Source organism: Terrabacter sp. P5_B1 (genome assembly GCF_056400505.1).
Genome location: NZ_JBFULD010000272.1, coordinates 1 through 5,770, shown reverse-complemented (window position 1 = coordinate 5,770; position 5,770 = coordinate 1). Strand labels below are relative to the sequence as shown.

Below are 5,770 nucleotides of genomic sequence, written 5' to 3'. Positions count from 1 at the left end.
GTGCACCTCACCGTGCCCTCGGACTGGCCGGTCGTCGACCTCGACGCCGACCCCACGCGCTGCCTCCGCCTCGACATCAGGGCCGTCTACGTGGGCCGACCCGGCAACCAGCAGGACTGCCCCGCGCACCGCATCGGACGGGCCGACACGATCTGGCTGCACCCCGGCTCCGACCGAGCAGCAACCGGGTCCACCGCGACCACCTCGAGCGCGACGACCCTCGGCACGCTCAAGGCACACACCGGGTCCGACCGAGTCGCCCGGACCAAGGTCGCCCGCTTCACGGCCCAGGACGTCCAGGTCCAGGCCACGTGGAGATCCCGGGAGTCGACGGTCGACGACGTCCTCGCGACCGCGACCATTAGCGCTACCTCCAGCTCGACGACCAGCGTGCCGACCAGCCCGGAGACGAAGGCGGGCATCGCTGCGGCGGCCCCCACATCGGGCACCATGACGAGCACCACGAACGGCACCACGTCGACGGCCCGCACCACCTCGACCCTCGCTGCCTCAGGGCCCCGCGTCTTCACCGGCATGGGGTTCGACACGTGCGCCGCGCCGAGCCTGGCGACCATGCGGTCCTGGCTCGCCTCGCCCTACCGCGCCGCAGGTATCTACATCGGCGGCTCGATGCGGGCCTGCCCCGACGGCAACCTGTCCGCGAGCTGGGTCAGCCAGGTCAGCTCGATGGGATGGGGTCTCCTCCCGGTCTACGTGGGCGCGCAGGCGCCCTGCGTCAACCAGACCGGGTTGGCCACGATCGACCCGAAGCAGCCGGCCGCGCAGGGCAAGGCGGCTGCCGTCGACGCGGCCGGACGCGCGGCATACTTCGGGCTCGGTGCCGGGTCGCCGATCTACTACGACATGGAGGCCTACGCCCCGAGCGCCGCCTGCACCTCCACGGTCCTGACGTTCCTCACGGCCTGGACGCAGGAGCTACGTGCGCGTGGCTACACCTCCGGCGCCTACGGCAGCACCGCCTCGCTCATGGTCGACATGTCGAGGGCCACCGGCACGACCGGCTTCACGGCGCCCGACAACGTGTGGTTCGCCAACTGGAACGGGCTGCAGACCCTGTCCGACTCGGCGAACTACCCCGACTTCCGCGACACCTACTGGTCGAACGGGCAGCGGGTGCACCAGTACGGCACCGGCAGTGAGACCTGGGGCGGCTTCACCATCAGCATCGACGCGAACTGGGTCGGCGGTCGCGTCTCGGGCAACCCCGTCCCGATCAACTACGGCGCCGGAATCGTCGGCCCCAGCGACCCGTCGTTCCTCTTCACCGGCAACATGTACTACTGGAAGCCAAACCAGGGCCAGGGCCTGCAGGGTCGCGCCTACTACACGTACACCAGCTACTCCCAGGACGGCAGCGTCGAGGAGAACGGCGCCACGTGGTCGCCCGGCCTCTCGACGGGCCTGTATGCCGTGAGCGCCTACGTCCCCGCGACGGGAGCGACGGCCAACGTCCGCTACGCCGTCACCGACGCGAACGGGACGACGACGAAGTCCCTCGACCAGTCGACCCTCTCCGGGTGGGCGTCCTTGGGCAGCTACTACGCCCGCAACGGCACATCGGTGCGCGTGCACGCCAGCGACAGCAGCACCGTCTCGACGACCAAGCAGGTCGGCGTCGACGCCATGCAGTTCTCCCTGGTGGCCACCGCACCGTCCGCCCCGACGTCGGTGTCGGCGGTTCCCGACAACGGCCTCGCCGCGGTCCGCTGGACCGCGGCAACCGCCAACGGCCGCGCCGTCAGCAGCTACACGGTCAAGGCCTCACCGTCCGGCCAGACGGTGACGGTGCCGGGCTCGTCGACCGCGGCCACCGTCACGGGGCTGACCAACGAGACGGCCTACACCTTCACGGTCACGGCGACCAACGATGTGGGCGCCGGACCGGCGTCGACGCCGACCGCCGCCGTCCGGCCGTCCTCCTTCTCACACGTCGTGCCCGTGACACCGACCCGGATCCTCGACTCGCGCTACGGAACGACGACCAACCCGGTTCACGGCGCGCTCGCCGCCGGCGCCTCCCTCGACATCAAGGTTGCCGGTGGCAACGGCTCACCGGTCCCTGCCGGAGCCACGGGCGCCACCATCAACCTCACGGCCACAGCGCCGCAGACCGCGGGCTTTCTGAGCGCCGACTCCACGGCGACGACCGGCAGCTCGACCGCGAACTTCGCCGCCGGTCAGACCGCGGCCAACCTGCTCGTTGGCCGCCTCAGCCCGACCGGCACCCTGACGATCGTCAACCACTCCAAGGGCACCGTGCACGTCGTCGCCGACGTCACCGGCTACCTCACCACCAGCGGCACGAGTCACCGGTGGACGAGCACCACCCCCACACGCCTCCTGGACACCCGCTACGGCACGAAGACCAACCCGGTCCGGACCGCCCTCGCCGCGGGGGCCTCCCTGACCATCAAGGTCGCCGGTGTCTCCGGCTCGCCCGTCCCCGTCGGCGCGACCGTCGCAGCGGTCAACCTGACGGCCACCGGACCGAAGACCGCGGGCTTCCTCAGCGCCGACGCCACGGCCACCACGGGCAGCTCGACCGCGAACTTCGCGGTCGGTCAGACCGTGGCCAACCTCCTCGTCGGCCGCCTCGCCTCGACCGGCACGCTGACGATCGTCAACCACTCCAAGGGCACCGTCCACGTCATCGCCGACGTCACCGGCTACGCCACGACCGCGAGCACGTCGAACCAGTGGGTCACGTCCACCCCGACCCGCCTGCTCGACACCCGCCACGGCACGAGGACCAACCCGGTCAGGAGCGCCCTAGCGGCCGGCGCATCGCTCACGGTCAAGGTCGCCGGCGTCTCCGGCTCCCCCGTCCCCGCGGGCGCCAAGGCCGCCACGATCAACCTGACGGCGACCGAGCCGAAGACCGCGGGCTTCCTCAGCGCCGACTCCAGCGCCGTCACCGGCAGCTCCACCGCCAACTTCGCGGTCGGCCAGACCGTCGCCAACCTCGTCGTCGGCCGCCTCACCTCGACTGGCTCCCTGACGATCGTCAACCACTCCAAGGGCACTGTCCACGTCGTCGCCGATGTCACGGGCTACCTCCGCTGACGGCAGCCCGAGCGGGCCGAGCAGGCTGGGCGCACCAGGCGGGTACGACACCCATCGGTCACCACCCGGTTCGAGCCTGATGCTCGGGCTGCCCTCCCTGACGTCTGGAGCCCTCATGTCCGAGCACAACATCCCCCGACCCGGACTGGGCTCGATGCCGCATGAGGGCGGCACGGCCTTCCGGGTCTGGGCCCCGAACGCCGATGCCGTCGCGGTCACCGGCAGCTTCACCGACTGGTCCGAGGACGGGCACGCGATGGTCGCCGAGGACAACGGGCACTGGTACGCCGACGTCGACGGCGCCCGTCCGGGCGACGAGTACCAGTTCGTCATCACCAACGGCGAGCAGCGCCTGATGCGCATCGACCCGCGTGCCCGCGTCGTCACGAACTCCTCGGGCAACGCCGTCGTCTACGACCGCGACGCCTTCGACTGGGAGGGCGACACGTTCGGCTGCCCGCCCCATGACGACCTCGTCATCTACGAGGCGCACATCGGCTCGTTCGTGGCAGCCGACGGTGATGCCGGCGACCTCGGCCGGGTCGCCGGCAAGCTCGACCACCTCGCCGACCTCGGGATCAGCGCCGTCGAGCTCATGCCCGTCACCGAGTTCGCCGGCGACTACTCCTGGGGCTACAACCCGTCGAACCCCTTCGCGGTCTCGAGCAGCTACGGCGGACCCGACGCACTCAAGGACCTCGTCAAGCAGGCCCACCGGCACGGCATCGCGGTCATCCTCGACGTGGTGATCAACCACTTCGGCCCGAGCGACCTCGCGCTGTGGCAGTTCGACGGGTGGAGCGAGGACGAGAAGGGCGGCATCTACTTCTACAACGACGAGCGCTCGTCGACACCGTGGGGCGACTCGCGTCCCGACTACGGCCGCGAGGAGGTCCGGAACTACCTGCACGACAACGCCCTGATGTGGCTCGAGGAGTTCCACCTCGACGGGCTGCGCTTCGACGCCACCCTCTACGTGCGCACCATCGACGGCCTGGGCACCGGCGACCTGCCGGAGGGCTGGGACCTGATGCGCTCCATCACGTCGACGATCCGCGACCGCCACCCCGACAAGATCCTCATCGCCGAGGACCTGCAGTCCGACCCTGCGCTCACCTCCGTCGACGACGGCGGGGCCGGCTTCCACGCCCAGTGGGACCCCGGCTTCGTGCACCCCGTGCGGGATGTCCTGACCGCTGTCGACGACCACGAGCGCTCGATGGCCGAGCTCGCCGACGCGCTGCGCGGCAACGACGCCCCGTTCCAGCGCGTGATCTACACCGAGAGCCACGACGAGGTCGCCGAGGGCAGCCTCCGCGTGCCCGATGAGGTCGACGGTGGTGACCCCACCGGCTGGGCGGCCCAGAAGCGCGCGACCCTCGGCCTCGCGATGACGCTGACCGCCCCCGGCATCCCCATGCTCTTCCAGGGCCAGGAGTTCCTCGAGGGCCAGGAGTTCCGCGACACCGTGCCGCTCGACTGGGAGCGTGCCGAGCAGTTCCGTGACATCGTGCGCCTCACCGGCGACCTGGTGCGGCTGCGCCGCGACGCCGGGGGGGTCTCCCGCGGGCTGCGCGGCGACGGCTTCGAGGTGCTCCACCTCGACGACGAGGCCAAGACGCTGGCATGGGCACGACGGGCGGGAGACGACGTGGCCGTGCTCGTCGTCAACGCGAGCACGGAGCCCCGCGAGGTCACGACGGGTATGCCGTCCGCCGGGCTGTGGACGGTCCGCTTCAACTCGGACGCGTCGACCTACAGCGCCCTGTTCGCGGGCCATGAGACCCACGACGTCGAGGCCGTCGAGGAGCCGGTCGACGAGCAGCCGGCAAGCGGCACGGTCTCGGTCGGGGCCTACACGCTGGTCGTGCTGACGCCGGCCTGAGCCCAGCGAGCGGGCCCCTCCCGCAAGGGCGGTGCCCGCTCGCTCCGTGGTTCAGCGCAGCGGGTCGAAGGGCGCGAGCTGCCCGGGGGCGTGACCGGTCACGATCTGCTCTGCGAGCAGACGGCCCGTCACCGGGCCGAGCGTGATGCCCCACATGCCGTGGCCGCCGGCGACGAAGACCTTGGGGTTGCGCGAGGCCCCGATGAGCGGCAGGCCGTCGATGGTGCACGGGCGGGAGCCGACCCACTCGTCCTGGCGGTGGTCGAGGTCGGCGCCCTGGAGCAGCGGGCGGGCCGACTCGACGATGGCCTTGATGCGGCGCCGGTCGAGGGCTGCCTCGGGCCGACGGAACTCCATCATTCCGGCGACACGGAGGCGRTCACCGACCGGCGTGCACGCGACGCGGGCGGCCGGGAAGTAGACGGGGCCGTTGGGCAGGTCGTCGACGGCCACGCTGAAGGAGTAGCCGCGACCGGCCTGGACGACGCGCTTCACGCCGAACTCGCGCGCCAGCGCGCCGAGCCAGGCGCCGGTGGCGACGACGACGGCGTCGTAGTGCTCGGCCTGACCGAAGTCGTTGGTGACGAGGACGCCGGTCGGGGCGTCGGTGATGCGCGAGACGGCGCTGCCGGTGACGATCTTGCCGCCGCGGGCGGTCACCGAGTCGGCGAGAGCCGCGACGTAGGCGCCCGGGTTGATGAAGCGCTGGCCGTGCAGCACGATCGCAGCGCCGATCTCGTCGGACAGGGCCGGCTCGATGGCCCGCGCCTCGTCACCGCTCAGGACGTCGAAGGTGATGTC

At 71.3% G+C, this 5,770-nt stretch carries 3 protein-coding genes; 2 read left to right on the top strand and 1 reads right to left on the bottom strand.

Features of this window, described 5'->3' with window-relative positions; genetic code table 11:
* The coding region (locus tag AC1DP0_RS16915; RefSeq protein ID WP_478086481.1) for a glycoside hydrolase domain-containing protein at window positions 1-3,084 on the top strand (3,084 nt) is incomplete at its 5' end.
* Window positions 3,085-3,199: 115 nt separating this feature from the next.
* Complete coding sequence (locus tag AC1DP0_RS16910) at window positions 3,200-4,969, top strand: alpha-amylase family glycosyl hydrolase (protein ID WP_478086477.1); 1,770 nt, start codon at window positions 3,200-3,202, stop codon at window positions 4,967-4,969.
* A gap of 51 nt (window positions 4,970-5,020) precedes the next feature.
* On the opposite strand, the gene AC1DP0_RS16905 is transcribed toward AC1DP0_RS16910, so the two are convergent.
* Window positions 5,021-5,770 (bottom strand): NAD(P)/FAD-dependent oxidoreductase (locus AC1DP0_RS16905; protein ID WP_478086475.1); only part of this gene is annotated, 750 nt, incomplete at its 5' end.